Source organism: Helicobacter zhangjianzhongii, assembly GCF_030249855.1.
In the GTDB taxonomy this organism is placed as follows: Bacteria; Campylobacterota; Campylobacteria; order Campylobacterales; family Helicobacteraceae; genus Helicobacter_B; species Helicobacter_B zhangjianzhongii.
Genome location: NZ_JANURN010000002.1, coordinates 89,669 through 114,427, shown reverse-complemented (window position 1 = coordinate 114,427; position 24,759 = coordinate 89,669). Strand labels below are relative to the sequence as shown.

25 protein-coding genes are annotated in these 24,759 nt (G+C 47.3%); 17 read left to right on the top strand and 8 right to left on the bottom strand.

Annotation, left to right across the window (positions count from 1 at the left end; translation table 11 throughout):
• Nucleotides 1-2: 2 nt before the first annotated feature.
• From NYG90_RS02325 to NYG90_RS02250, 16 genes are all read left to right on the top strand, one after another.
• Complete coding sequence (locus NYG90_RS02325) at nt 3-797, top strand: glycosyltransferase family 2 protein (protein WP_285264649.1); 795 nt, start codon at nt 3-5, stop codon at nt 795-797.
• Nucleotides 791-1,972 carry an EpsG family protein gene (locus NYG90_RS02320; RefSeq protein WP_285264648.1) on the top strand — a complete coding sequence of 394 codons (1,182 nt, stop codon included), beginning with the start codon at nt 791-793 and terminating at the stop codon, nt 1,970-1,972. The genes NYG90_RS02325 and NYG90_RS02320 overlap by 7 nt, the downstream gene beginning before the upstream one ends.
• Nucleotides 1,972-2,721 (top strand): hypothetical protein, encoded by a 750-nt coding sequence (locus tag NYG90_RS02315; protein ID WP_285264647.1) that lies wholly within the window; start codon nt 1,972-1,974, stop codon nt 2,719-2,721. The genes NYG90_RS02320 and NYG90_RS02315 overlap by 1 nt, the downstream gene beginning before the upstream one ends.
• The gene (locus NYG90_RS02310) at nt 2,708-4,399 is read left to right on the top strand and encodes a glycosyltransferase family 8 protein (RefSeq protein WP_285264646.1); all 1,692 of its coding nucleotides are present in this window, start codon (nt 2,708-2,710) and stop codon (nt 4,397-4,399) included. The genes NYG90_RS02315 and NYG90_RS02310 overlap by 14 nt, the downstream gene beginning before the upstream one ends.
• Complete coding sequence (locus tag NYG90_RS02305) at nt 4,399-7,266, top strand: glycosyltransferase (RefSeq protein WP_285264645.1); 2,868 nt, start codon at nt 4,399-4,401, stop codon at nt 7,264-7,266. Before NYG90_RS02310 ends, NYG90_RS02305 begins: the two co-directional genes overlap by 1 nt.
• A 27-nt stretch (nt 7,267-7,293) precedes the next feature.
• Nucleotides 7,294-7,653, top strand: a complete 360-nt coding sequence (locus NYG90_RS02300; protein ID WP_285264644.1) for a class I SAM-dependent methyltransferase — start codon at nt 7,294-7,296, stop codon at nt 7,651-7,653.
• Nucleotides 7,654-7,726: 73 nt separating this feature from the next.
• Nucleotides 7,727-8,587, top strand: coding sequence for an FkbM family methyltransferase (locus tag NYG90_RS02295; protein ID WP_285264643.1), 861 nt, complete (start codon nt 7,727-7,729; stop codon nt 8,585-8,587).
• Entirely contained in the window at nt 8,584-10,005 is a 1,422-nt protein-coding gene (locus NYG90_RS02290; RefSeq protein WP_285264642.1) for a glycosyltransferase family 2 protein, read from the top strand. The genes NYG90_RS02295 and NYG90_RS02290 overlap by 4 nt, the downstream gene beginning before the upstream one ends.
• Nucleotides 10,006-10,119: 114 nt before the next feature.
• The gene (locus NYG90_RS02285; RefSeq protein ID WP_285256608.1) at nt 10,120-11,331 is read left to right on the top strand and encodes an inositol monophosphatase family protein; all 1,212 of its coding nucleotides are present in this window, start codon (nt 10,120-10,122) and stop codon (nt 11,329-11,331) included.
• Between the two features lie 20 nt (nt 11,332-11,351).
• The gene (accD, locus tag NYG90_RS02280) at nt 11,352-12,227 is read left to right on the top strand and encodes an acetyl-CoA carboxylase, carboxyltransferase subunit beta (protein ID WP_115010817.1); all 876 of its coding nucleotides are present in this window, start codon (nt 11,352-11,354) and stop codon (nt 12,225-12,227) included.
• Nucleotides 12,199-12,657, top strand: coding sequence for a 23S rRNA (pseudouridine(1915)-N(3))-methyltransferase RlmH (locus NYG90_RS02275; RefSeq protein ID WP_115010818.1), 459 nt, complete (start codon nt 12,199-12,201; stop codon nt 12,655-12,657). The genes accD and NYG90_RS02275 overlap by 29 nt, the downstream gene beginning before the upstream one ends.
• A 20-nt stretch (nt 12,658-12,677) precedes the next feature.
• A complete protein-coding gene (gene dksA, locus NYG90_RS02270; protein ID WP_285264641.1) occupies nt 12,678-13,040 on the top strand; it encodes an RNA polymerase-binding protein DksA in 363 nt (120 codons plus the stop codon).
• Nucleotides 13,041-13,053: 13 nt separating this feature from the next.
• Nucleotides 13,054-14,106, top strand: coding sequence for a hypothetical protein (locus tag NYG90_RS02265; protein ID WP_285256610.1), 1,053 nt, complete (start codon nt 13,054-13,056; stop codon nt 14,104-14,106).
• An 18-nt stretch (nt 14,107-14,124) separates the two neighbouring features.
• Nucleotides 14,125-15,765, top strand: coding sequence for an O-antigen ligase family protein (locus tag NYG90_RS02260; protein WP_285256611.1), 1,641 nt, complete (start codon nt 14,125-14,127; stop codon nt 15,763-15,765).
• 13 nt (nt 15,766-15,778) lie between these two features.
• Entirely contained in the window at nt 15,779-16,681 is a 903-nt protein-coding gene (locus NYG90_RS02255) for an SPFH domain-containing protein (RefSeq protein WP_285256612.1), read from the top strand.
• 96 nt (nt 16,682-16,777) lie between these two features.
• A complete protein-coding gene (locus NYG90_RS02250) occupies nt 16,778-17,245 on the top strand; it encodes an NfeD family protein (protein ID WP_285256613.1) in 468 nt (155 codons plus the stop codon).
• On the opposite strand, the gene NYG90_RS02245 is transcribed toward NYG90_RS02250, so the two are convergent.
• The 8 genes from NYG90_RS02245 to NYG90_RS02210 form a co-directional block, all read right to left on the bottom strand.
• A complete protein-coding gene (locus NYG90_RS02245; RefSeq protein ID WP_285264640.1) occupies nt 17,229-17,372 on the bottom strand; it encodes a hypothetical protein in 144 nt (47 codons plus the stop codon). The two genes, NYG90_RS02250 and NYG90_RS02245, sit on opposite strands and share 17 nt — an antisense overlap.
• 37 nt (nt 17,373-17,409) lie before the next feature.
• The gene (locus NYG90_RS02240) at nt 17,410-17,616 is read right to left on the bottom strand and encodes a hypothetical protein (protein WP_285256615.1); all 207 of its coding nucleotides are present in this window, start codon (nt 17,614-17,616) and stop codon (nt 17,410-17,412) included.
• A gap of 134 nt (nt 17,617-17,750) precedes the next feature.
• Complete coding sequence (locus NYG90_RS02235; RefSeq protein WP_285256616.1) at nt 17,751-17,903, bottom strand: hypothetical protein; 153 nt, start codon at nt 17,901-17,903, stop codon at nt 17,751-17,753.
• A 200-nt stretch (nt 17,904-18,103) separates the two neighbouring features.
• The gene (locus NYG90_RS02230) at nt 18,104-19,027 is read right to left on the bottom strand and encodes a class II fructose-bisphosphate aldolase (RefSeq protein ID WP_285256617.1); all 924 of its coding nucleotides are present in this window, start codon (nt 19,025-19,027) and stop codon (nt 18,104-18,106) included.
• Nucleotides 19,028-19,051: 24 nt separating this feature from the next.
• On the bottom strand, nt 19,052-19,918 hold the full coding sequence (locus NYG90_RS02225) for a foldase protein PrsA (RefSeq protein ID WP_285256618.1): 867 nt from the start codon (nt 19,916-19,918) through the stop codon (nt 19,052-19,054).
• 87 nt (nt 19,919-20,005) lie between these two features.
• A complete protein-coding gene (locus NYG90_RS02220) occupies nt 20,006-21,196 on the bottom strand; it encodes an aspartate aminotransferase family protein (RefSeq protein WP_350338544.1) in 1,191 nt (396 codons plus the stop codon).
• Nucleotides 21,197-21,642: 446 nt separating this feature from the next.
• The gene (argB, locus tag NYG90_RS02215; protein WP_285256705.1) at nt 21,643-22,503 is read right to left on the bottom strand and encodes an acetylglutamate kinase; all 861 of its coding nucleotides are present in this window, start codon (nt 22,501-22,503) and stop codon (nt 21,643-21,645) included.
• 230 nt (nt 22,504-22,733) lie between these two features.
• Nucleotides 22,734-22,955 carry an acetate and sugar kinases/Hsc70/actin family protein gene (locus NYG90_RS02210; RefSeq protein ID WP_285256620.1) on the bottom strand — a complete coding sequence of 74 codons (222 nt, stop codon included), beginning with the start codon at nt 22,953-22,955 and terminating at the stop codon, nt 22,734-22,736.
• Nucleotides 22,956-23,221: 266 nt separating this feature from the next.
• Here NYG90_RS02210 and thrC point away from each other — a divergent pair, with 266 nt between their 5' ends.
• Nucleotides 23,222-24,664 (top strand): threonine synthase, encoded by a 1,443-nt coding sequence (gene thrC, locus NYG90_RS02205; protein WP_285256621.1) that lies wholly within the window; start codon nt 23,222-23,224, stop codon nt 24,662-24,664.
• Nucleotides 24,665-24,759 lie beyond the last annotated feature (95 nt).

The window sequence follows — 24,759 nt, the reverse complement described above, 5'->3', positions numbered from 1 at the left end:
CAATGCACAATCTTGTCTCTATCATCATTCCCAATTTTAACAACGAGCGGTATATCGCTGCCGCGCTAGATTCTGTCCTAGCACAGAGCTATGCACATTGGGAAGCGTTGATAGTCGATGATGGCTCTAAAGATAGCTCGCAATCTATCATTGCAGCCTATGCACACAAGGATTCTCGCATTAAGCCTACATTCTTCCCACGCAATCAAGGCGTAAGTGCCGCGCGCAACTACGCTCTCTCACAAGCCAAGGGGCGGTTTATCGCATTTTTAGACGCTGATGATGTGTGGGAGGCTCATAAGCTAGAAGTGCAGGTAAGCACAATGCTTGAACAAGATGCAGCCCTAAGCTATGGGGGCTATCGCGTGATTGATGAGAGTGGGGCAATGCTTGGGGGCTTTCTCCCCAACTCTACAATCACCTACAACGATATGCTTAAAACTTGTCAAATCGGCAACTCCACGGCAATGTATGATAGAGACAAAGTCGGCACTCCACAAGCTGGCATAATCCGCCACGACTATGAGCTTTGGCTCTCTATCTTGCGCGATCATTGCGCATATATTTCGCCCCCCCCCCCCCCGTTAGATGATATTTGCTATCTAGCGCGCATTAGGATCCATAGCCAAAGCGACACTGCCAATAAGCTTAAATCCGCGCATAGACAATGGCAAGTCTATCGCGAGATTTTGCAGCTGCCGCTACATAAAGCGGCGTATTACTTCGCGCACTATGCGGTAAATGGAGTCATCAAGCATAGATTCTACCGCAAGCCTAGCAAGGCGCGTGTATGCTAGTCGCGCTAGATTCTAGGCATTATGGGCTGTATGCGGCGTGCCTTTTGCCCTATATGGCTCTGCCTTTTTGCCCGCTTTTTTCTTTCATTTTGGGGTTTTTACTACTTTTGGCGTGTGGAAAAGAGCTTGATAAGCTCTGCCGTATCGCACTTGGCGTGGGCATTATCCTAAGTGGAAGCATACTCTATGCAAGTAGAATGTATTTCCACTGGGAGGGCGATGATTTTATCCGCTATTTTGCCACCTATCGCACGCTATTAAATGGCGATATTATGCAAGTGTTTTCGCTCTATAAGATTGAGTGTGCGCTTGGATTCTGGTATGTCGTGCTTATCGCACTTTTTGGCGAGCTTGAGCCTGCTTCTGTGCTGTTTTGGACGATTTTCCCTGCTTCTGTGCTTTTCTACATTTGGCTAGAGAAATACGCTATGAGCGAGCTTAAAGAGAGTGAGAAATCACTCTGCGTGGCATTGTCGCTGCTGTTTTTTGACTTTTATATCGCCGGGGAATACACGCGGCAGTTTTTTGCCTCGCTTGTGATCCTCTATGCGCTTTATGCACGCACCACTTTAGGCAAGCTTTTTGCAATCGCGCTTGCCACACTTTTTCACACAAGCACCCTACTGATTGCGCCCTTGCTTTTTGCACTTAGGCATTATCCTAAAGCCACGCTTGCTCTAAGCTTTGCTGTCGTGGTGCTTGCAGGGCTTACATTCCCCCAGATTCTAGCTCTTTATAATAGCGGCGCGCTGCCTAGAGAGCTGCCGCTCTTTGATAAGCTAGGATTCTATGCAATGGGGTTTGGGGAGTTTATGCCAAATGCCATTGAGCTGGGCTTGGTCATTATGGTGGCGGGGCTGATTTTGCTACCGACAAATGACCCTATCAAAAAGCGGTGGTTTTTCTTTGTGATGTGGTTTGTGATGATGTATTTTGCTTTGCATTTGGTCATTGGCGGGATCGCACATAGATTCACCATACTTTTTACCACGATTTTGCTGGGATTTTTGCTCTTTGTAGGGCTGCGTAGATTCTCTATGCTCGCGCTATTTTTTGCTGGAGCGTGCTTGCTTTATAAGCTTAAAACTATGCTCTTTGGCAAGGAGAATATCTATCTTTTTGATAGCTATGGGATCTATGGGAAGTGGTTTTACTATATTTTTAAGGAGTTGTGATGGATTCTACATTGGCGGTGTTTTGGCGGTATAGGTGGGTGTTTATTGTGGTGCTTGCTTTGGTGCTTGGTGTGGGGGGTGTGGGGATATTATACAAGCAGCGCACCGCGCAAAATGCTAGCCTAAGTGCTGGGGATAATTATGCGTTTTTTATCCTATCAAAGAGTGCGACTAGATCGCCTAACTCTCAAAGCGCGTATTTTGTGAGCAATAGGATCTTAAACCCGCTCCTTAGCCGCCTGTATGCAAAGCCTCTGGAGAATGTGAGCAGAGAAATCGCGCATATAATTCAGGGCAAAATGTGGATTCTAGCACCGGCTGGGTATTCGATGAGCTATGCTGATGTGTATTGGTGTGTTTATCCAGCAGAGAGTGAGAGCCAAGCAAAGCAAGTAGCCCAAGCGGTGCAAAAGGAGCTAGACTCTGCGCCAGAGGTGCAAGCCCTTATAGACTCTCTTGGCTTTTTGCGCGATTTGCAGCCCAAGGGCGATGAGGTAGCGGCGTGGATGGCTGGGGTTGATGATATTCTTAACAATGGCTTTTTCATCTACTCTAGCCCTGCTAAAACTTATGCCAAAGGCTTCCGCGATCTAAGTGTGCTAAAAGAGGGCGTGGGGAGTCATTATGGTGGCAAAAGTATGTGGATACTGCTTTGTGTGAGTGGCTTTGTGTGCGCGATTTTGGCGGTATTTGTCGCGGAGTTTGTGCGCGGATTAAAAAGCGCAAGGGCTAATAATGCCAAAAGATAATGCCCTGCCCATCGTGCTATGCGCTGATGAGAGCTATGTCAAATACGCAAGCGTGGTGATGATCTCTGTGCTAGAGACAACGCAAGCGGATATTACTTTCTATCTCCTAAGCGATAGTCCCCTATCTCTAGCCACACAAGCCAAGCTCTCGCGCATAGAATCCACCTACCCCAATGCTAGTATTTCACACTCTTGCCACTCTCTAGCACGCTTTGTATCCTTGCCCACCCAAGGCGAGAATGACAGCCATATCACCTACTTGCGCTTGCTGCTAGACTCTATCTTGCCCCCTAGCATTAGCAAATGCGTCTATCTTGATTGCGATGTGCTGGTGCGCACAGATATTGCTAGGCTTTTTAGCATAGATTTGCAAGGCGCATTGCTTGGTGCGGTGCGTGATCTAGCCTTTAATGACGCTTCTAGTGCGTGTAGCAATCACTTGGGATTTTACTTCAATGCTGGAGTTTTGCTGCTAGATATGGAGAAGTGGCGAGAGTCAAAGGCTAGTAAGCGACTCTTCCGCCTAATAGCCACACGCCCACAAATCACGCAAGGCTTCCACGATCAAAATCTCTTAAATGAGTGCTTTTGTGATGAGGCGATCGAGCTGCCGATTGGGTGGAATGTGATTGTAGCTCCGCCACACATCTTGCGCTTTTTACAAGAGGATTCGGCTTGTAGCGATAAATCGGCGATTGCTTCATCGACCCTGCGGTTACGCACGCCAAGTGCGCGCCCTTGTGTCGATTCGCAAAGCCCCGATTTCTCATCTACAATCCTAGAATCCCAGAGCAGTAGTGAAAACCACAGCCCCACCGCAACTCCTAGAATCCTAGAAGAAGAAAGCCGAGCGTCATTGCGAGATGATGAAGCCACCCTTTTGTCATCGCGAGCCGCGCAAAGCGGCGTGGCGATCCATAGCCTAGAATCTAGTTTTGCAAAAGTGGATTCTAGGGCAAGGGCGGTGGATTCTAGTATGGATTGCCACGCAACCGCTACCGCGCTTGCTCGCAATGACAAAGCTGCAGTGGATTGCCACGACTTGCCAAGCAAGTCTCGCAATGACGATAAAAACGCCGCTAATAAAAAAGTGGATTCTAGGATAAACGCCAAAAATGTAAGCACGCCGCAAGCGGAAGCAAACGAGGATTCTGGGATAAACGCCCAAAATGTAAGCGAGTCAGCAAAGGATTCTAGGATTTTGGAGATAGAATCGGGGTTTTTCAAGCCGCGCAAGGAGATAAGACTTGGAGGTCTATCGACGAAGCGCGGCGATGAAATCCACGATTCTAGCCCGAAAGCCGAATCCACCAAAGAAGCTCAATCAATGCTCTCTCGCCACAGCCGCGCCGCTTATGACAGCGCACTAGAATCTCCCTATATCGTGCATTTTGCTGCGCAGCCTAAGCCGTGGGGGCGCGTGTGCTATATCAAGCAGACACACTCCACCCTAGAGCTTATAGAGTATGCAAGCCCTCACACCAAGCAGTGGTGGGAAGTAGCGCGTAAAAGCCCCTTTTTCACAGAGATTTTGCGTGCCTTTATCGCCCCCACTTTGCAAGCATATAAGACAAAGGCGATATTTGCCGCTAAGACCAAAGCCCCTAGAATCTATGCTGCCCTGCACGCTCTAGCAAGACTCTTTACCCCCTCCAATCCCAGCCACAAGGAAGCATAATGCCAGCTTGTCAAAATCTAGATTCTAGCACCAAGGGCACAAGGCTTACAGTCTGCTTTGATGCACGCGCGCTAATGTATATCTCTCGCTCTAGTGCCAATCGCAGCGGCATTACACTTAGTGCCTACCAAGTCCTGCTAGCTTTAAGCAAAATCTGTGAAGTTAGGCTTTTTTGCGAGCTGGAGTTCTACACACTTTGCAAAAGAGAGTGCGCCAAGCTAGAGAGCTTAAAGGGCTTTAGCTTTGTCAATAGATTTAGCCTTGTAGAGCGCGCTTTGTCCTATCTGTGCTATCAAAAATACTCCATTTGCCACTACTTAAGAGAGCGCAATCACCCCATTTTAGACCGCGCTATGCGGGCGGTGTTTCTGCCATTTATCATTCTAGCGCGCTACCACAAGCTAGGATCAAGCACACTAGAATCTATGCAGAGCTGCGATATTCTCTTCTCTCCCTACTATGCCTTTGCCAAAGAGATCGCCGCACTTGAGTGCGTGCGCTTCACACTCCTGCACGATGTGATCCCAATTGTCTATGAAGAGCATTTTAGAATGAGTGATATACCTATTGATAAGCTATTGAGACAGGTATTGAGACAGGTATTGAGACAGCGGCACGATTTTTATGACATAGCCGACTCGCTTAATGTCAAGGACTTTTATATCACAAACTCTGCTTTTACCAAAGCCGACTTCCTTAAGCACTTCCCTACTAGGCTTTGTGAGAGCCATATCAGCGTAGCACTGCTTGGCGCAGATAGGGAGATATTTTACAGAGATTTTGATGAGCGTAAAAACGCGCAAATAAGAGAGCGATACCATATCCCGCATAATGCGCGCTATATCTTTAGCCTATGCTCGCTAGACCCTAGGAAAAACTTGATTTTTGTCGCGCGAAATTTCATCGAGTGTATCAAAAAGCACAATATCAATGACCTAGTGCTAGTGCTTGGAGGTGGGGCGTGGGAGAGCTTCATAGGCGAGCTAGAATCTAGCTTTGACTCTTTGGGGGAGTGGCGCAGCAAGATTATCCGCGCGGGCTATGTTGAGGATAGGCACTTGGCAAATCTCTTTAGCCATAGTCTTGCTAGCGTGTATCTCTCTACCTATGAGGGCTTTGGGCTGCCGGTGCTAGAGTCTATGAGCTGCGGCTGCCCGACTATCGCTTCTAGCACGACTTCTGTGCCTGAAGTGCTGGGCAGTGGCGGCATAGCCCTAGACCCAAATGACGCCCTAGGCTTGCAAGAAGCGATTTACAAAATTTATAGCGATGAGAGCTATGCTAGGGAGCTAAGTCAAAGGGCTTTAACGCAGGCGAGCAAATTTAGCTGGGAGGGGTGTGCTAGGGAGATATACAACGCATTCTCACACGCTTTAGGCAAGTGGGATTCGGCTTTGGGTGAGCAATGCGGCAGTGTTGCAAACTTTGTGAAAGGCACGACCACCAAGGTCGCTAACCTTCCCCAAAGTTTGCAAAGCTTCCACAGCCCCACCGCAATTCCTAGAATCCTAGAAGAAGAAAGCCGAGCGTCATCGCGAGCCGCGCAAAGCGGCGTGGCGATCCATAGCCTAGAATCTAGTTTTGCAAAACTAGATTCTAGGGCAAGGGCGGTTGATTCTATGGATTGCCACGCGGATAAATCCGCTCACAATGACAAAAACAACGCGATATGTAAAAAAGTGGATTCTAGGGAAAATGCTGAAAATGTAGAAAACTCCACACAGGATTCTAGGATTTTTGACAACAAAGCCCAAAAAGTAAGCGAATCGCAGGCGGCAGCAGTTGAGATGAGAAATCGGGGTTTTCAAGGCGTGGGCGAAGGGATTTATCTAGGCGATAATGAGCAAGCCCACGCCGTAGAATCCACGATTTATCGCTCAAAACCAGCGATAGCGGTGCAAGGCGTAGCCGCAGCAGGTTTCTTTAGAAATGCGACGCCTCCAAGCCCAAAGCCAACGCCTAAAACAAAAGAAGCCCAATCACTTAAACACCTCCACAGGATCTTTTTTGGCTTCAATGGCGAGCGCGACATCTACACGCGCTATCTTGAGACTTGGCAGCAGCAGCTACCGGACTTTGAGATTAGATCCTACAATGCAAGCAATCTCCCCCTAGATCTAAACCCCTACACCAAAGCCCTAAGCGAGCTTAAAGATGGCGTGTTTTTGGGGGATTATTATCGGTGGTGGCTTATCTATCACTATGGGGGCGTGTATTTGGACGCGGATATTGAAGTGATAAGTGGAGAGAAGTTTCGCGCCATTATTAGCGAGCTAGAATCTAGTGCGTATGAGATGATAATCGGCATAGAAGATAGAGTAAATGGCGGCTACACAAGCCACGCTATGGCTGGCAAGAAAGGCGCAAAGCTAGCGAAATTTATGTGCGAGATATATGAGAATCTAGGCAAGCTCTACTTGGCTAGAAAAGAGCTGCTTATAAGCCCCAAGCTCGCACAGCTCTACTTCCTAGATCAAGGCGAGTTTGTAGAGACTAAGGGCTTTTGCGGGGATATTAGTGAGCCTATCATCAAATGCGGGGTCAAAATCTACCCTAAAGACTACTTCTCGCCTCTTAGCGTAGGGCTAGCCCCTGTGCTAGAAGACCTAAGCCCAAACACCACACTAGCACACCACTGCGCCGGATCGTGGCTGGAGAGTGGCTCAAGGTTTGACAAACACAAGCAAGCATTTAAGCAGTATCAGCCTTTGCTTAGTGATTATGTGGCTAGGAGTAAGTCGCCTAGATTTATCCTAAAGACTCTGCCTAAAAGGCTCTTTATCAAGCTGTGCTTCCCGCACGGAAGCAGGCGCAGAGCGTGGGCAAAATCCCTAGCCCAAAGGCTCATATCCTTTGGCTTGCGATGAGATTTAACCAACTTATAAGGAGTGAAAATGCTAGCTTATACACTAAAGCAGATCCTACCAAGGCGCGTATGGGAGTGTCTCAAGCGCGCTAGGCAGCGGCTTTTAGGGCGCAGAGCGTATATGAATCCTAGCTACTCAATCGAGGGTGAAGATCGCATCGTGCGTGCGCTACTTTGGCAAAAGAGCGACAAAGGATTCTATGTCGATGTGGGGGCGCACCACCCCTTTCGCTTCTCAAATACTTATTTGTTTTACACGCAAGGCTGGAGCGGGATCAATATCGATGCGACTCCGGGCAGTATGAAAGCCTTTAACAAATATCGCCCTAGGGATATAAATTTGGAAGTGGGGATAGGGGAGCAAACGGGGGGGGGGGGTAATATTTAGGGATTCAGCTTGCGGGCTAGAATCGTGGATTTCTGCGCCTTGCGGCGTCGATAGACCACTAGTCTTATCTTCCTTGCAAGCCTTGAAAAGCCCCGATTCTAGCTCCGCAATCTTAGAATCCAAAAGCAGTAATGAAAAGCCAAAATCCAACCGCGAGCAAGTTTGCCTAGAATCTAAAAGCCTAGATTCTAGCTCATTGTCATCGCGAGCCGCGCAAAGCGGCGTGGCGATCCATAAAAAAGTGGATTCTACGAGTGAAGCGCAAAATCTAAAAATGCCAGCAAAGGATTCTAGGATTTTTGGCAACAAAGCCCAAAAAGTAAGCGAATCGCAGGCGGCAGGATTTTGCGATGATTTTCTAAAGAAACCTGCTGCGCTGCGCTTGCACCGCTTCGCTGGTTTTGGTGGCTTTCAAGGCGGGGGCGAAGGGATTTACCTAAGCGGTAATGAGCAAGCCACCGCCGCAGAATCCGCCAAAAGCGCGCAAAAGCCAACGCCAAAACCAAAAAAAGCCCAATCCTCCAGCGACAAGCAAACACCTAGATATATGGAGTATTATATGTTTAATGAACCCGCGTGGAACACCTTTGATAAACAAGTCGCCCAAAACTCTCTAGGCAAGCTCCAGCGCATAGTCAAAGTGCCGCTGCTCACCCTCGGCGAAGTGCTGCATACTTATGTGCCAAAGGGCGTGGAGATAGACTTTTTAAGCATAGATTGCGAGGGCTTTGATCTCTCTGTCTTGCGTAGCAATGATTGGGAAAGCTTCGTGCCACACATCATAATCGTAGAGATTTTGACAAACATTTATGGCGAGCTAGATATGGTCGCTTTGCAGGATAATGAAATCGCGCGCTTTCTCTTCTCTAAAGGCTATGCCCTAGTCGCCAAAGCACACAATAGCGTGATCTTCCAGCATAAAGACAAGCGATGAAATCACGCCTTATTATTTTAGACCCCAACAACGCGCAAGATCTACGCAAGCCAGCCCTCTCTCTGTCATCGCGAGCCTTGAAAAAAGGCGCGGCGATCCATAGCCTAGAATCTAGTTTTGCAAAAGTGGATTCTAGGGCAAGGGCGGTGGATTCTATGGATTGCCGCGCCACTGCTAGCGCAGTGTCTCGCAATGACGATAAAAACGCCGCTAATAAAAAAGTGGATTCTAGGATTTTTGACAAAAACGCTCAAAATGTGGTTTCTCAAAATGCAGCTAGGCGGCAGGATTTTGCAATTTTTGATAAAAACGCCAAAAATGTAAGCAAGCAGCCAAAGGATTCTAGGATTTGCGATGATAAATCTTTGCTTTGCGAGTGCGTGCAAGGGCGCATACTTGGCGTATGTAACTGCAGCACGCGCGAAGCAATCAAAGATTTATCGCGCAAAGCCGAATCCACCAGCCAAGCTGCGACACCACCAAACATCTCTATCATCGTCCCTGTTTTTAATACCCAACCCTACATCACACGCTGCCTCCAATCACTCATCACACAAACATTGCGCGATATTGAAATTATCATCGTTGATGATTGCGGGAGTGATGGAGCTATGGAGATAGCTAGATCTTTTGCTACGCGCGACCCTAGAATCCATATTTTGCGCAACCCTACAAACCTAGGCTTGCTCCACACGCGCTGTGTGGGCGCGAGTCTAGCCCAAGGCGAGTATATCTTGTATGTGGATAGTGATGATTATATCAAGCCCAATTTATGCGAGCTTGCCTACAAAAGTGCTAGTCAATCACAAGCGGATATGGTGGTCTTTGGCAGTGAGTGTAAGGGATTTTACCGCTATGTGTATCAGCCTAAAGGCAGTATGATCTACACAGGCTCTGCTCTTAGCAAGCTGATTTTCCCCACTCGTAGTAAATTTAGCCCATATTTGTGGAACAAGCTCTATAAACGAGAGCTAATCGCTAGGGCAGATAGTATCATATCGCGTGTGGCAGGTCCTATCACACTAGCAGAAGATTTGCTAAAGGCTTTTGTCCTTTTGCACTTAAGCTCTACTGCTATCACCCTACCAGAGAAGCTCTATATCTACTGCGCCAATGCCAGCTCCTCTACTAGCTCCTGCAAAGATAGGGCGCAAAGCAGGGCAAAAGCCCTAGAAGACATTGGAGCTTATGGCAAAGTCGCAGAAGCCTTGGCATTGTGCGCTAGAGAGCTTGCGCCTTGTGATAGGGAGCTGTATGGGAAGCTTGATAAGATCTTGCGCTATTTGGTGCTGTGCAAAAAGGCGCAGGCTAGCCACTATGTCAAAAATATGTGCGCTTCGCTTTTTGTGTGGTTTCGCATAGAGTCGCTAGCAAAAATACTGCTCTATCTCCTAAGCTTTGGCAAGATAGTGCGCTAGGGCTAGCTTGCGTGCTAGCTATCTACACTATTTGCGCTACAATACCACGATATTTGACCGCGATATTTTGACCGCGACTACACGACTAGAATCCACATAGACCAAAGGAGCGATATGAGCGAGTTTTTATGCGCGCTCTTGCAAGCAGCTAGAGAGATTATCCCAGCACTTGCCACGCGCGAAGCGCATTTGCTACAAGCAGGCGCAAAAGGCGCAGGCGGAGATATAAGCATAGGTGCGGATCTGCTATGTGAAGCTATCTTTGTCAAGCACTTATCCCACATCGCACATATAGATTCTGAAGAGAGCGGATTTATACCAGCTGGGTCGCAGATGGATACAAATAAGGACTCTAGGGCAAGGGCGGTGGATTCTATGGATTGCCACGCGGATAAATCCGCTCGCAATGACGATAAAAATAGCGTTAATAAAAAAGTGGATTCTAGCACCGCAAACCTAGAATCCACTTTTGACAACGCCGCAACTCTAAGCAAGGCGCAGGCGGCAGCAAACGAGGATTCTGGGACAAGCCCAAGCGATTCTAAGATTTTTACCCAAAACGCCAAAAATGTAAGCGAGTCAGCAAAGGATTCTAGGATTTTTGACAAAAACGCCCAAAAAGTAAGCGAATCGCAGGCGGCAGGATTTTGCGATGATTTTCTAAAGAAACTTCGTTTTGTGGGTTGTCAAGGCGTGGGCGAAGGGATTTATCTAGGCGATAATGAGCAAGCCCACGCCGCAGACTCCCGCAAAAGCGCGCAAAAGCCAACGCCCAAACCAAAAAAAGCTCAATCCACCAACAAACTCACTATCATCTTAGACCCACTTGATGGCAGCGACAACTACCTCTCCAATATCCCCTACTATGGCGCGAGTCTAGCTCTGTGTGATAGCACAGGGCAGGTGCTAGAAGCCGCGGTGGTGAATTTCTGCAGTGCGCAAATCATCTATGGCAATCGCGACACGCCAAATGCGACTAGAATCCACCTTTTCACACAAAAGCACTCCCCCATAGCCCCCACGCGTGCGAAGTGTGGGATCTTTGAGAAAGCCTACTCCCACCCAGAGATTGCTAGAGAGCTGTATGCCCATAAGCTTAAATTCCGCTCTTTAGGGGCTAGCGCGCTCTCTTTAGCCTACGCGCTAGAGCATAATTTCTTCCTTTTTTGTGGAGCGATACGCAAATACGATGCGCTAGCAGGGCTTTTCCTCTGCCGTGATTTGGCTATCGCAAGGGAGAAGGACTTTTTGCTTGTAAGTCAAAATAAGCAAGATTTTGGTATGATTGAACAAATACTTTACAAACACCACACCAAGCACAACTAGCAGAATCAGGAGTATGGGTAATGGGATTTATGGAGTTTTTGAAAAACATCAAACGCGATGAAGCAAGAAGTGCCAAAGACACTTCAAGTCATTGGGTCAAATGCCACAAATGTGGTGCGCTGATGTATTACAAAGAAGTCGCAGCCCTTGGGCAAGTATGCCCAAAGTGCAATTACCACTTCCGCATTTGCGCTACTGATAGGATCAAGATTTTATGCGATAGTGAAAGCTTCATCGAATACGACAAGTCCCTAGCCCCTGTCGATCCGCTTAACTTCGTGGATAAAGAGAGCTATAAACAACGCGTGAAAAAATACGAGCAAAAGACCGGTCGCCCTAGCTCTGTGATCGCAGGAGAAGGTCGCATAGAGGGCGTGCCTATGCAGATTGTGGTGTTTGACTTCGCGTTTATGGGAGGGAGTCTTGGCTCTGTGGAGGGGGAGAAAATCGTGCGTGCCATTGATCGCGCGGTGCAAAAGCATCAATCCCTAGTCATCATCTCCACAAGCGGCGGGGCTAGAATGCAAGAATCCACCTACTCGCTTATGCAAATGGCAAAGACTTCTGCCGCGCTCAATCGCCTAAGCGAGCATTCACTGCCGTTTTTCTCTGTGCTGACAGATCCTACCTTTGGGGGCGTGAGTGCTAGCTTCGCGTTTTTGGGTGATGTGATTATCGCAGAGCCCGGAGCTATGATAGGCTTTGCCGGGGCTAGGGTGATTAAGCAGACTATTGGCGCGGATTTGCCACAGGGCTTCCAAACCGCAGAATTTCTCCTAGAACACGGGCTTATTGATATGGTCGTATCAAGGGGGGATCTACGCAAGACTCTAAGCGATCTAAGCCTATATCTCAATCCTTTCAGCTATGAAAATCCAGCTCTACACCATATCTAAGCCACTGCCACCTACAAAGCTAGAAGCCCACTACCACAAGCTGTGCAGAAGCTTTGGCGTGGAGATCATAATGCAGTATATTTTCCCAAGTGTAGTAGCCAAAGCCCAAAAGCAAGGACCCCAAGCAGCCCAAGAGTCCTACACCAAAGCTCTGCTACCCTTGCTACTGCCAAGCAAGCAGGCAAATATCGCCCTGCACCCTGCTGGGCAAAAAGTGGATTCTAGGGAGTTTGCTAGACTTTTTGAAGATAAGGTGCAGCTAGCATTTTTCATCGGTGGGGCGTTTGGCTTTGAGTCGCGCTTCCTTGAGAAAACCACGCCCATAAGCCTAAGCCCACTGACCTTTAGCCATAGTATTGTGGGGGTGATCGTGCTAGAGCAGATTTACCGCGCGTGTAGCCTGCTGGCAAACCACCCCTACCACAAATGACCACATCACAAGGAGCGTGTGTGCAAAGTCCCATTGACATAGCAGAGTTTGAAGCCATCTTACTTGCTCGCAAGCAAGATTTACTAGAAATCCTAGCATTGAGAAATGCCAATATCAAAGACTTGCACGCAAGCTCCCTTACCGATGATAGCGATGTGATCTCCGCGCAAATCCAAGGCGAGCTAGATTCGCTAATCATTGAGAAATACACCTTAGAGCTTGCCGAGATTGAAGCTTCATTGCAAAAAATCATTGATAATACCTATGGGATCTGTGAAATGTGTGATGATACAATCAGCAAAGAGCGGCTTACGATAAAGCCCCACGCACGCTTTTGTATCACTTGTAGGGAGCTGTATGAAAAAAATCAGCCCAAATCATAACTAAGGAGATATGATGAATTTTACAGGTTACGCGCTGTTTTCATTAGTGTTTTTTGTCGCGGTGTTTGGGGGGGCGTTTGGGCTATGTGTGCAGCGATATGAGCTAGATACAGGACTAGCTCTTACAACTGCGTTTTGGGTGTGTGTGCCTGTGGGGGTGTTTTTCATCTGCACAAGTATGCTGCTCTTTTATAAAAAGCTGCGCACCATCATCGTGGATAAAAAACTTCAAAAAGACTTCACGCTTCTTATCGATCAAATCCACGCCCAAGCCACGCATTTTGCTACGCATAGCCCCCTAGAATCCACTTTTGAAAAAGTGGATTCTAGCCCAAGCAAGCTCTATCACCCTAGCAATCAGCAGCTCTCTAACACAATCGCTAGATTTCACCTTGTGCCAGCTCTTGATTCACAAGACTCTGGCAATGCCAAGATTGATAAGCTTTTTTCCCTCTATCGCGCTATCGCCCAAGGCGAGCTCACTGACATACGCAAATACCACCTAAACAACAACAATCCATTTGCCCTGCAAAACACCAAAAACTACGCCCTAAAAAGCAATAAAAACGCGCTAGAAATTTTTAGCGACCCAAGCAAGAGTGATGAAGTGCGTGCCTATGCCTTTAGGCTTATTTGTGAGTCTAAAAATGCCAAAGACTTGCAAAAAGCCCTAAACGCCAATGCCTGCGACTGCCTAGATCCTAGCTCTTTGCAGCAGGCTTTGCTTCTGTGCAAGGAGCTAGATATAGCCCTAGATCCCGCCACAATCGCTGGGCTTTGCAAGCAAGTAGGCTTTGATACAAATGCCTATATCTCTCTGGCAAAGGCTATGCAAGCCCAATGCACCCCTGATGTGTGGCTCACATATTTTAAGCAGCTAGCGGATAATGATGAAAATGCGCAAATGGCATATTTGCTTGTGCTAGTTGAGCTAGAGATGGTAGATACGCTTGAGCAAGAGCTTAGGGGCTTTGGGGGCGATGAGGCAAAGGGACTGCGTGCGTATATGGAGCTAAAGCGAGCAGGCAAGCACTACCCTATCTCTGCCTTTGTCATCGCAAAGTAGCGTGTATCAAGGCAGTGTATGATAAAAAATTGGCGATCTTACTGCTTGCTGCTTTGTATAGGGCTTGTGCTAGCTGCCTTAAGCGTGCTGCCGCTCTCCCATAGTCTTATCCCTATCAAAAGCTCCTTTGCTATCAATCTTTTGTATGTGGCAAGCGGAGTGTTTGTGCTAGCGTTTTGGCGTGATTTTGCCGCGCTTAGAATCCACTTTTGGCTCCTTGGGGCTTTTGCGCTTGTGCTAGCACTTGGCGCACTCTCAAGCCTATATAGCGCAAATAGCTATGAATCATTGCAGAATGTCCGCAGGCTGGCATTTGATGGGCTATTTATGGTGATAGTCTATCTCGCGCTTAAAAAAGTGGATTCTAAAGGATTTTTGCTCTTTTTCTTGCTATGGCTTGCGGTGGTGTTTATCCAGCCTGTGGCTACGATTGTGGATTTTGCCATAGACTATGCTAATGGCGATATTTCTGTCAATACTCGTGCCACAGGCTTTGGCAATGACCAGCCTCTTGTGTATAGCTTTATTTTGCTGCTTGCTGCGGCACTCTCTATCGCTATGATTTGGCTCACTCGTGGCAAAGCTCGTTTCTATAGCGTGGCTTTGTTTAGTATCGCGCTATTGGCGATTTTGGCGAATAATTCTCGGCTTGTCTTTGTGGCGGTGTTTGTGGCTCTTTTGCTGCCGTTTTTGCTCTTTGGTTTCGCGTATAAAAAGTGGATTCTAGGATTTGTGGGGGTGCTTGCGATAGGCTTTGTCGCGGTGGTGTATGTGGCTAGTGCGCAGTGGAATGAGCGATATAACTTCCACAAAATGGCAAATAATCTCTCCTATGTCCTTAGCTTTGAGCCAGCAGCTATGGGGCGATTTGATAGAGCGTGCGCTGTGGAAGTGATTTTCTACAACAAAGCCTTTGACTTTACTAAGCCCCTTGCATTTCACGCTTATAATCACGACTCGCTCTTTTTTACCAAGTATTCTACTATCCCTGCGCTTATCAAGGAGTTTGGCGTGCTAGAATCTAGCGCAGACTTTACGATTAAAGGAGCGTATTTGCGTGCATCTAGATTCTATGGCTGGCTGCTTTGCTCGCGCTTCTCTTTCCCCAAAGATGAGAGCTTTTCGTGGGAGCATAGCTCACTAGCACGGCTCTCTATGGGCAAGTCTGCTTGGCAGGCGATATGGCAGAATCCTTTGCGCCCTAATGGCTTTGGCTTTTTGGGCTATGTGGATAATCTAGAGCAGATTTTCCCTAGAGATTCTTTGCATCATAGCTATGTGCTTTCACTCGCCGATCGCCCCAAAGGCTACCCACACCCGCATAATCAGCTTTTATCGCTTGCTTTTGAGCTATCTATCGTGGGGCTACTAGCGATTGGGGGCTTTTGCTATATGGTGTTTTTCCGCGATATGCGACAGCTTGTGGCAAAGGTGCAAGAATCTAGCCCCTGTGGTCAAACACAATCCCTAGCGCGAAAAAGCTATGGGATCGTGTTTATCGGTGGGGTGGTGTTTATCGTGGCACTTAGTGTGGCGATGATTTTTGACTGCTTGCTATGGCGGTGGAATACGACTTATTTGTTTGTGCTATTTGGGATCGTGCTAGCAGCCAAAGATGGACTATTAGGCAAGATCGGTTACAATACTAGATCTAATTAACAAGGAGTATAGAATGCTTATTTTTGCTGGTGTGGTGTTTGTGCTATGCGTGGTGGTGCTAGCTTTTGGGATAAAGATTATTTCACAGACAGATATTGCCATTGTGGAGCGGCTGGGGAGATTCCACAGGGTGCTTGATGGTGGGTTTCACTTCATTATCCCCATCATTGATAGGCTAAGTGCGGTGGTGAGTGCTAGGGAGCAGATGATAGACATCGGGCGTCAGCAGGTGATCACTAAAGATAATGTCAATATCAATATTGATGGGATTGTGTTTTTAAAGGTCTTTGATGCAAAATCCGCGGTATATAGTGTCAATGACTATAAACAAGCCATTGCAAACCTTGCTACCACGACACTTCGCGGTGAGATAGGGCGGATAAATCTAGATGATTCTCTCTCATCTCGCGATAGGCTTAATGCTGCTTTGCAAGTGGCTTTGGGCGATGCGGCAAATAATTGGGGGGTGAAGATTATGCGTGTGGAGATTAGCGAAATCTCTGTGCCAAAGGATATAGAAAATGCGATGAATCTGCAGATGAAGGCAGAGAGAGAAAAGCGCGCCATTGAGCTAAAAGCACAAGCGGAGAAAGAAGCTTTAATCCGCAACGCCGAAGCCCTAAAGCAAGAAAAGGTTTTGCAAGCTGAAGCTATTGAACGAATGGCAGATGCCAAAAAATATGAGCAAATCGCCCTAGCACAAGGACAGAGCGATGCGATGGAGCTTATCGCTAACCAAATGAGCAAAAACGCTCAAGCAGCGGAGTTTTTGCTGACAAAAGAGCGAATTGTGGCTTTCACGGAGCTAAGTAAGAATCCAAGTAAAGATAAGGTGATTATCCCCTATGAGACGAGTGAATTTATCGGTGGGCTTAGTGTGATAAGTGAATTTCTAGGCAAGGGCAAAAAGGCGTAGATTTGGCGATTCTAAGGTTTAGCTCTCAAGCAAGCCTAGAATCCAAATCCCTTGCGGGAGTTTTGCTAAAAAGCAGCACAAATATAAGGAAGTAAGATGTCGGCACTTATGCTTTTGGGGTTGGGGTTTGGCTTTATTGTGGCGGAGATATTTTTTGGCTCATTTTTCTTGCTTTTTATCGGTATGGGGTTATGTATCACAGCTGGGATTGAAGCGTTCATAGGCTTTGGCGATATTATGGGCGGTAGTGTGGAGGGTGTGTATGTATGGCAGGCATTAAGTATCTGTCTTTTTTCTCTGCTCTGCCTTGTTGTGCTAAGAAAGCCCATAAAATCGTGGTTTAAAGGCTCTCAAGTCTATGAAGACTCCTTACAAAATGGCGGTGTGGGGGAGATCCAGCAAGGAATGGTGTATTTCAAAGGCACGCTCTGGGCATATCAGCTAGAGAGCCTAGAATCTAGCGACTCCAAGTCGGCTGTAGATTCTATGGCTTTGCGCGATGGTGATAAAGTAGAGATTTTGTCCATAGAAAAAGGGAAAGCAATCATTAAGCCATTATCCTAGAATCCACGCGGTGCAAGGCTCGCGATGACAAAGAAAACGCCCAAAAGTAGAATCCTCGTTTGATAACACAGCCACAAACGCCCTTTATCATCACTCGCGAGCGAGTGAAACGAGCGCGGCGATCCATTTTCAAAGTGGATTCTAGGGATAAAGCACAAATTCTCTCACTTGCGAGCGGATTGAAAATCCGCGCGGCAAAACGAGCGAAGCGAAGCTTCTTTAGTAATCCATAGTTTTGACCTAGCAGAATCAAACCCCCTAGAATCCACTTTTTTATTAGCGGCGTTTTCATTGTCATTGCGAGCGGATTTATCCGCGTGGCAATCCACTGCAGCTTTGTCATTGCGAGCCGTGTGAAACAAGCGCGGCAAAACGAGCGAAGCGAAGTTTCTTTAGAAAACAAGCGAAGCGAAGTTTCTTTAGAAAACAAGTAAAACGCTCGCCGTTAGGCGATGTTTCTTTAGTAATCCATAGAATCAACCGCCCTTGCTCTAGAATCCACTTTTCAAAAAGTGGATTCTAGGCTGTGGATCGCCGCGCCTTTTTTCAAGGCTCGCGATGACGGAGAAAGAGCATTTATCCTAGAATCCACTTGCGCGCTAGAATTGTGGATTGCTTGGGCTGTGCCTCGCAATGATGATAAAGCTACTTTTCTCAAAAAGCTTGTTTTACTTCAATACGATTTTAAGGGTTGCAGTGGGGTCCTTGCGCGCTTTGGAAAATTTAGGGTAGGAGTTATCTTGAGCGGTAATGACTGCCCTAAATTTTTCAATGGCGTGAATTGCTCGCCCAAAACTGAATCGAGAGTAGCCCAAGACTGAACGCTTGATAAAAAAGTGGATTCTAGGGGCAGAGTCTCTATATCTTCCCAGCACTGCCCAAAATGCCCATCCTCTCTACCATAACTTTTGTGATAGATTCCATTGCAGGGGCGAAGAATTTGCGTAGGTCAAACTGCGTATTATCCGCATTTGCCACTTTACGCACTTCGGCGATAAAGGCGATCCGCAAGTCCGTGTCGATATTGACTTTGTTGATCCCGCCTTTGACTGCTTCTTGTAAAAATGCAAATGGCACGCCCTTGCTCCCCTTCAAATCCCCACCTGTGGCTAGAAATGCCTCCCTCACATAATCAGGGATCGCGCTTGCGCCGTGCAGGACTAGCGGGATATTGGTGCGTCTTTTCACTTCTTGCAAGCGGTCAAAATCCAGCTTTGGCTCACCTTTAAACTTAAATGCCCCGTGGCTTGTGCCAATAGCTGGGGCTAGGTAATCCACCTTTGTAGCTTTGACAAACTCTTCTGCCTCATCAGGGTTAATCAGCACCGCGTCCTTTTCATCAACAGAGATATTATCCTCAATCCCCATAAGCCGCCCAAGCTCCGCTTCTACGCTAACCCCTTTGCTATGGGCGTATGCTACCACTTCTTTGGTCATTTTTAAATTTTCTTTAAAAGGGTGGTGAGAGGCATCAATCATCACAGAGGTAAATCCCGCATCTACTGCCTTTTTGCACGACTCAAAGCTTGTGCCGTGATCAAGGTGCAATGCCACAGGGATATGCGGATAGCGTTTAGCCATAGTCTGTGCCATACCTACAACCATATCAATCCCCATATATTTAATCGCCCCTTCACTTGCCTGAACGATGATGGGGGATTTTGCCTCATTTGCCGCCATAAAAATGGAATTTAGCATTTCAAAATTCACAAAGTTAAACGCCCCGACACCATAGCCCTCTGTATGTGCCTTCTGCAAGATCTCATTACCATTGACTAGCATTGCTCGCTCCTTAGTTGGTTTGACTTAGTTAGAGATTTGGATTTTGGCTTTTGCGCGTAGGCTATCGACCTTGCTTTTCATCGTTTCAGAGACCTTTTTTTCATTAAGCATATTGATAAGCGGCTGCTTGATAGAGTCAAAGGCATATTCACTTGCTTTATCAATGACATAGATCACATGGTAGCCAAAGTCTGTTTTCACAGGGGCTTTAGAGTAAGTCCCGGGGCTCATCGCAAATGCCGCATCAGAAAATGGCTTTACCATATGCTCTTTTTCAAACGCACCCAAATCCCCGCCATTTTGGGCTTGCTTATTGCCCGGATCGATGGTGCGTGTATTGGCAAGTGTGATGAAAGTGGATTCTACTTTGCTTTTAGGGGCTTTATTTAGCTCATCGATGATCTTTTGCGCTTCTGCTTCTGTCTTTACGACAATGTGGCGTGCGCGGACATTGGGCTTTTTAAACTCAGCCTTATGGGAGTCGTAATAGGCTTTTGCATCAGCTTCTGTGGCAGAGCCTTTAGAAGCGATTTCTTGGACTTGCTTCTGCGCCCACGCTTGGACTAGCAAGCGATCTTTGATATTTTGCGTGATTTTATCAAATGCCTGTGTGAATTCTGGTGTGGTGTCGATTTTGGCACGCTTGGCTTCTTTGGCGATTAGGACATTATTGATCGCTTGGTCTAGTAGCTCTTTTTGCTGATTTTTAGGGAGCTTGCTAAACTCAAAGCCCGGATTTTGCGCCTTAATCTCATCAAACACTTCTTCTGTGATTTGTGTGCCATCAACGGTGGCAAGCACCTTAGCCCCTGCTACGCTTAGGCTAAAAGAGCAGATAAGTGTCGTGGCAATTAGACCTCGTTTAAGTATGCTGTAAGAATCTCGTTTCATTATGTTCTCCAAGGGTAGATTTCTCGTGTGAGTGCAGCAATTGTAGCTGCTTTTTGTAAATTATCTTTGAATCGCGCAAGCTAGATTCTAGCTCACTCTATCAAGTGCGCGTGTGAGTCTCTGGCGCATTAGCTCTATATGCTCTTGCGTGATGATAAGCGGCGGGGCGAAGCGCAGGACATTATGCGATGCGCTAAGGATTATTAGCCCTTCTTCTATGGCAAGCTGGACTATGTGCTTTGCTTGGATTTTGCTTTTTGGATCAATCTGGACACCTTGCAAAAAGCCTTTACCCCGCACGCTGTGTAAAAAATCATAGCGATCGCATAGCTCTTGTAGCACTTGTGTGAGGCTAGGTGTAAGCTTAATCACTCTTTGCACTAATTGCAGCTCTTCAAATATATCAAACACCTTACTCACTGCCGCGCATACAAATGGATTGCCCCCATAGGTGCTGCCATGATCTCCGGGCTTTAGTGAGAGGTCAGCGACCTTTTGTGATAGCACAAATGCCCCCACAGGCACACCACAGCCAAGGGCTTTCGCCGTGGTGATAATATCAGGCATTATCCCATACTGCTCATAGGCAAACATACTCCCACTTCTGCCCATACCGCATTGGATTTCATCAAGGATTAGCAGCATATCGTGCCTATCACAAAGCTTGCGCATAGCGTGTAAAAACTCCTTGCTAGCAGGCGTTACCCCGCCTTCACCCTGTATGGTTTCTAGCATAATGGCACAGGTCTTTGGCGTGATAAGCCGCTCTACACTTGCTATGTCATTAAAGCGGGCGAATTTCACGCCAGAGAGCAGCGGTTTAAAGGGCTTTTGATACGCGCTATTGCCTGTAACTGATAGCGCACCAAGCGTGCGCCCGTGGAAAGAATCTTTCATAGCGATGATTTGGGGGGATTTTATGCCCTTTTCATAGGCGTATTTTTTGGCGACTTTGAGTGCGCCCTCGCACGCCTCTGCCCCACTATTGGTGAAAAACACCCGATCTAGCCCACTAGCTTTAGCAAGCTTTGTAGCAGCCTCTATTGCCGGGAGATTGTAGTAGAGATTAGAAATGTGCAAAAGCTTATCGATCTGCTCTTTTAGCGCGGTGTTGAAAGCGGTGTTGCCATAGCCTAGGGCATTGACAGCGATACCCGCCCCAAAGTCTAAATACTCTCTGCCCTGCGTGTCATAGAGATATACTCCCTGTCCTTTGTTAAAGATGATAGGCAAGCGGGAATAGACCTGCAAAATCGCGCTGTCATTTGGCTTTTTCATTTTTGGCGTTGGCTTTTTGCGAAAAAGCGGGGAGTTTGTGGCTCGCTGCGTCGATAGACCGCAAGTCTTATCTCCTTGCTCGCCACTGCACAACCCCGCTTTTTCATCAAAAATCCTTCCGCCTGCGGCTTTTGTATCAAACGCACTTTCAGCCCTTGTATTTTTGCCGCACAATCCTGCCGCCTGCGGCTTGTTTAAACTTTGAGCGTTTTTCCTAGAATCCACTTTTTGTAATTCTACAAGTTGGCTATCAAACGCACTTTCAGCCCCTATGTGGGTAGAAATCTTAGAATCCTTTGCTGGCTTGTTGAGAGATGTTGCGGTGCTAGAATCCACTTTTGGCGTTTTTTTCTTAGAATCCATTGTTACTCCTTAATTTAGACTTTTCCTAGAATCCACTTTTTGTTTAGAATCTTTCCTTGCCATACTCTCTCCTTAATGTATTATCAATCGCGCAAAATCGCCGTGCCTATACCCTCATCGGTAAAAAACTCCAGCAATAAGCAGTGCTTGATACGCCCATCGATAATATGCACGCGCGATACACCGCTCTCCACGGCTTTTATGCAGTTTTGTAGCTTTGGCAGCATACCACCGCTAATGCCCCCGCCTTGCAGCAGCTCCTTAGCCTTTGAGGTCGGTAGTATCGTGATAAGCGAGGCTTTGTCATCAAAATCACGATAAATCCCCTCAATATCACTAAGGAAGACAAGCTTCTCTGCCTTTAGCGCGATAGCTAGCGCATAGGCGGCATCATCGGCGTTGATATTATAATCTTGGGCATTTGTATCCATACCAATAGGGCAAATCACCGGCACAAAGCCATTATCAAGTAGCCCTAAAATCAAGGCTGTATCCACCGCCTGCACCTCGCCTACAAACCCTATATCCACGCCATTTGCGAGCTTTTTTTGCGCGCAAAAAGTATTGCCATCTTTGCCGCTTATCCCCACTGCCTTAACCCCATAGCTTGCCATATAGCCTACAAGGTCTTTGTTGATACGATTTAGCACCATTTGGGCGATTTCTAGCGTGCCTTCATCGGTTACGCGTAGTCCCTGCTCAAAGCGCGCTTCCTTGCCCATTTTGCCCACCCACTTGCTGATCTCCTTGCCACCTCCGTGGATAATGATAGGCTTAAAGCCTATGCTTTTTAGCAGGGCTATGTCCTGCACTACGCTTTTTTTCAAGCTCTCATCTTCCATAGCACTACCGCCATATTTGATGAGAATGATCTTGCCACTAAAGCGTTGGATATAGGGGAGGGCTTCGATGAGTGTTTTTGCTTTGCTTTGTAGTTCTTGCATATTCATATAGCTGTCCTTGTTATAAAAAGTGGGCAATCTAGCGATTCAGCTTTGGGCGAGCGATTCACGCCATTGAAAAAATTTAGGGCAGTCACTATCGACAAGATAGCTCCTACCCTAAATTTTTTCAAAAGACGCAAAGCCCCACCGCAACCCTTAGAATCGTGCTAAGATAAACAACCTTAAAAAAGTGGATTCTAGCAAAGGCGCGATTATAGCAAATACACGCTTCACTCGCTAGTATCCGCAGAGAAATCACAGATATAAAAGCCCTTTTCATCACAGGCGATCTCATAGCGCACGCCTGTGTGCAGATCGATCACATAGCACTGCTCCAAAGTCTCCACCTTAGCACGCTCTGGCGGGATCTGGCGCATCCTTGCTTGCACCTCATCGATGTCCTCACACAACGCCGGGAATCCAAACATCACAAGTTTATATGATAATGCCATAGCTAGCTCCTTAGAAAAATCGCAAGCTTACAACAAAAGCTTAAATCTGCTACAATCGCGCCTGCTGAATCGCCAGCCCTAGAATCCACTTTTTTAAGGTTGTTTATCTTAACACGATTCTAAGGGTTGCGGTGGGGCTTTTGGAGTTTTTTGGGGATTTGGAGGCAGAGCTAGACTAGAGGTCTGCGGTTGCCTCCAAATCCCCAAAATCTACGAAATCGCTCACCCAAGACTGAATCGCTAGATTGCTCAAAAAGGACTATAAAATGAACCCCTTCACCTCCACACGCAACGCCACCACCCCACCCGCCAATTTCACCCAAGCGATCCTATCACCCGCTGCTGACTCTAAAGGGCTTTATACCCTAGCCACACTGCCTACAATCGACTTTCGCGCGCTGCTAGATTCTAGCTACAATGATCTATGCAAGGCGATTTTCACGCACTTAAAGATAGAGATAGATTCTAGCGTGCTAGATGCTGCCTTGCACTGCTATGCAAGCTTTGATGACCCTAATAACCCAGCCCCCATCACCCAGCGTGAAAATGCCTATTTCCTAGAGCTTTATCACGGACCTACTCGGGCGTTTAAGGATATGGCTCTATGCCCCTTTGGCTCTTTGTTTAGCTCTCTAGCAGCCGCGCATAATCAACGCTATCTAATCCTAACTGCCACCAGCGGCGACACAGGACCTGCCACGCTTGCCGCCCTTGCCTCTAAGCCCAATGTCAAAGTGATCTGCCTCTATCCAGATGGCGGCACAAGCCAAGTGCAAGGCTTGCAAATGCAAACAGCCTCCGCGCCCAATCTCAAAACCTTAGGCATTGTAGGCGACTTTGACACCGCGCAAAGCCTGCTAAAATCCCTACTAAACAGCCAAGACTTCACCGATAAAATCGCGCAAAAGGGCTATAAACTCTCCGCGGCAAATTCTGTGAATTTTGGGCGAATCGCTTTCCAAATCATCTACTATATATGGGGCTATCTCACGCTTGTGCGACAAGGGGCGATGAAGTGGGGGGAGAAGCTAGCAGTGAGCGTGCCTAGCGGGAACTTCGGCAATGCTTTGGGGGCGTTTTTGGCTAAGTGTATGGGGCTGCCGCTAGGGCAGATCATCATCGCTAGTAATCAAAACAATATCCTTACAGAGCTTATAACAAGCGGCGTGTATGACATCGCAGGTAGATCCTTGCATAAGAGCATTTCACCTGCTATGGATATACTAAAAAGCTCCAATGTCGAGCGCGTGCTTTTCTACCTCTATGGCGATACGCGCACCAAAGAGCTGCAAGAGTCCCTAGAATCCACTTCGCGCTATGCCCTAAGCGGCGATGAGCTAGAAAAGCTGCAAGAGCATTTTTGTGCGTGGTGGGGCGATGATACAAAGGCTAGAGAGATGATCCGCACAGCTTTTGACAAAGGCTATATCCTAGATCCGCACACTGCCCTAGCATACGGGGCGCATTGTGCCATAAACCCTAGTCAAAAGACGCTTGTCTGCGCTACGGCTGAGTGGAGTAAATTTGCCCCAAGTGTGGTGGAAGCGATCTTTGGTAAGAGGGTCGATGATAAGCAGGCGATACAGATAATGCTAGATGCTGGGGCGAGCATTGGTGCTGGGATCACAGAGCTTTTTAGCAAGCCGAAGCTTCACACACAAGTGCTAGAAAAAGAGCAGGTGGAAGGTGCGATTTTGCAGTGGCTGTGATCTCCTTAAGCCCTCGCTCTAGAATCCACTTTTTGTAAAACGATTCAGCTTTGGGTAGGCAATGCGGCAGTGTTGCGTGATTTTAGGGCAGTCAT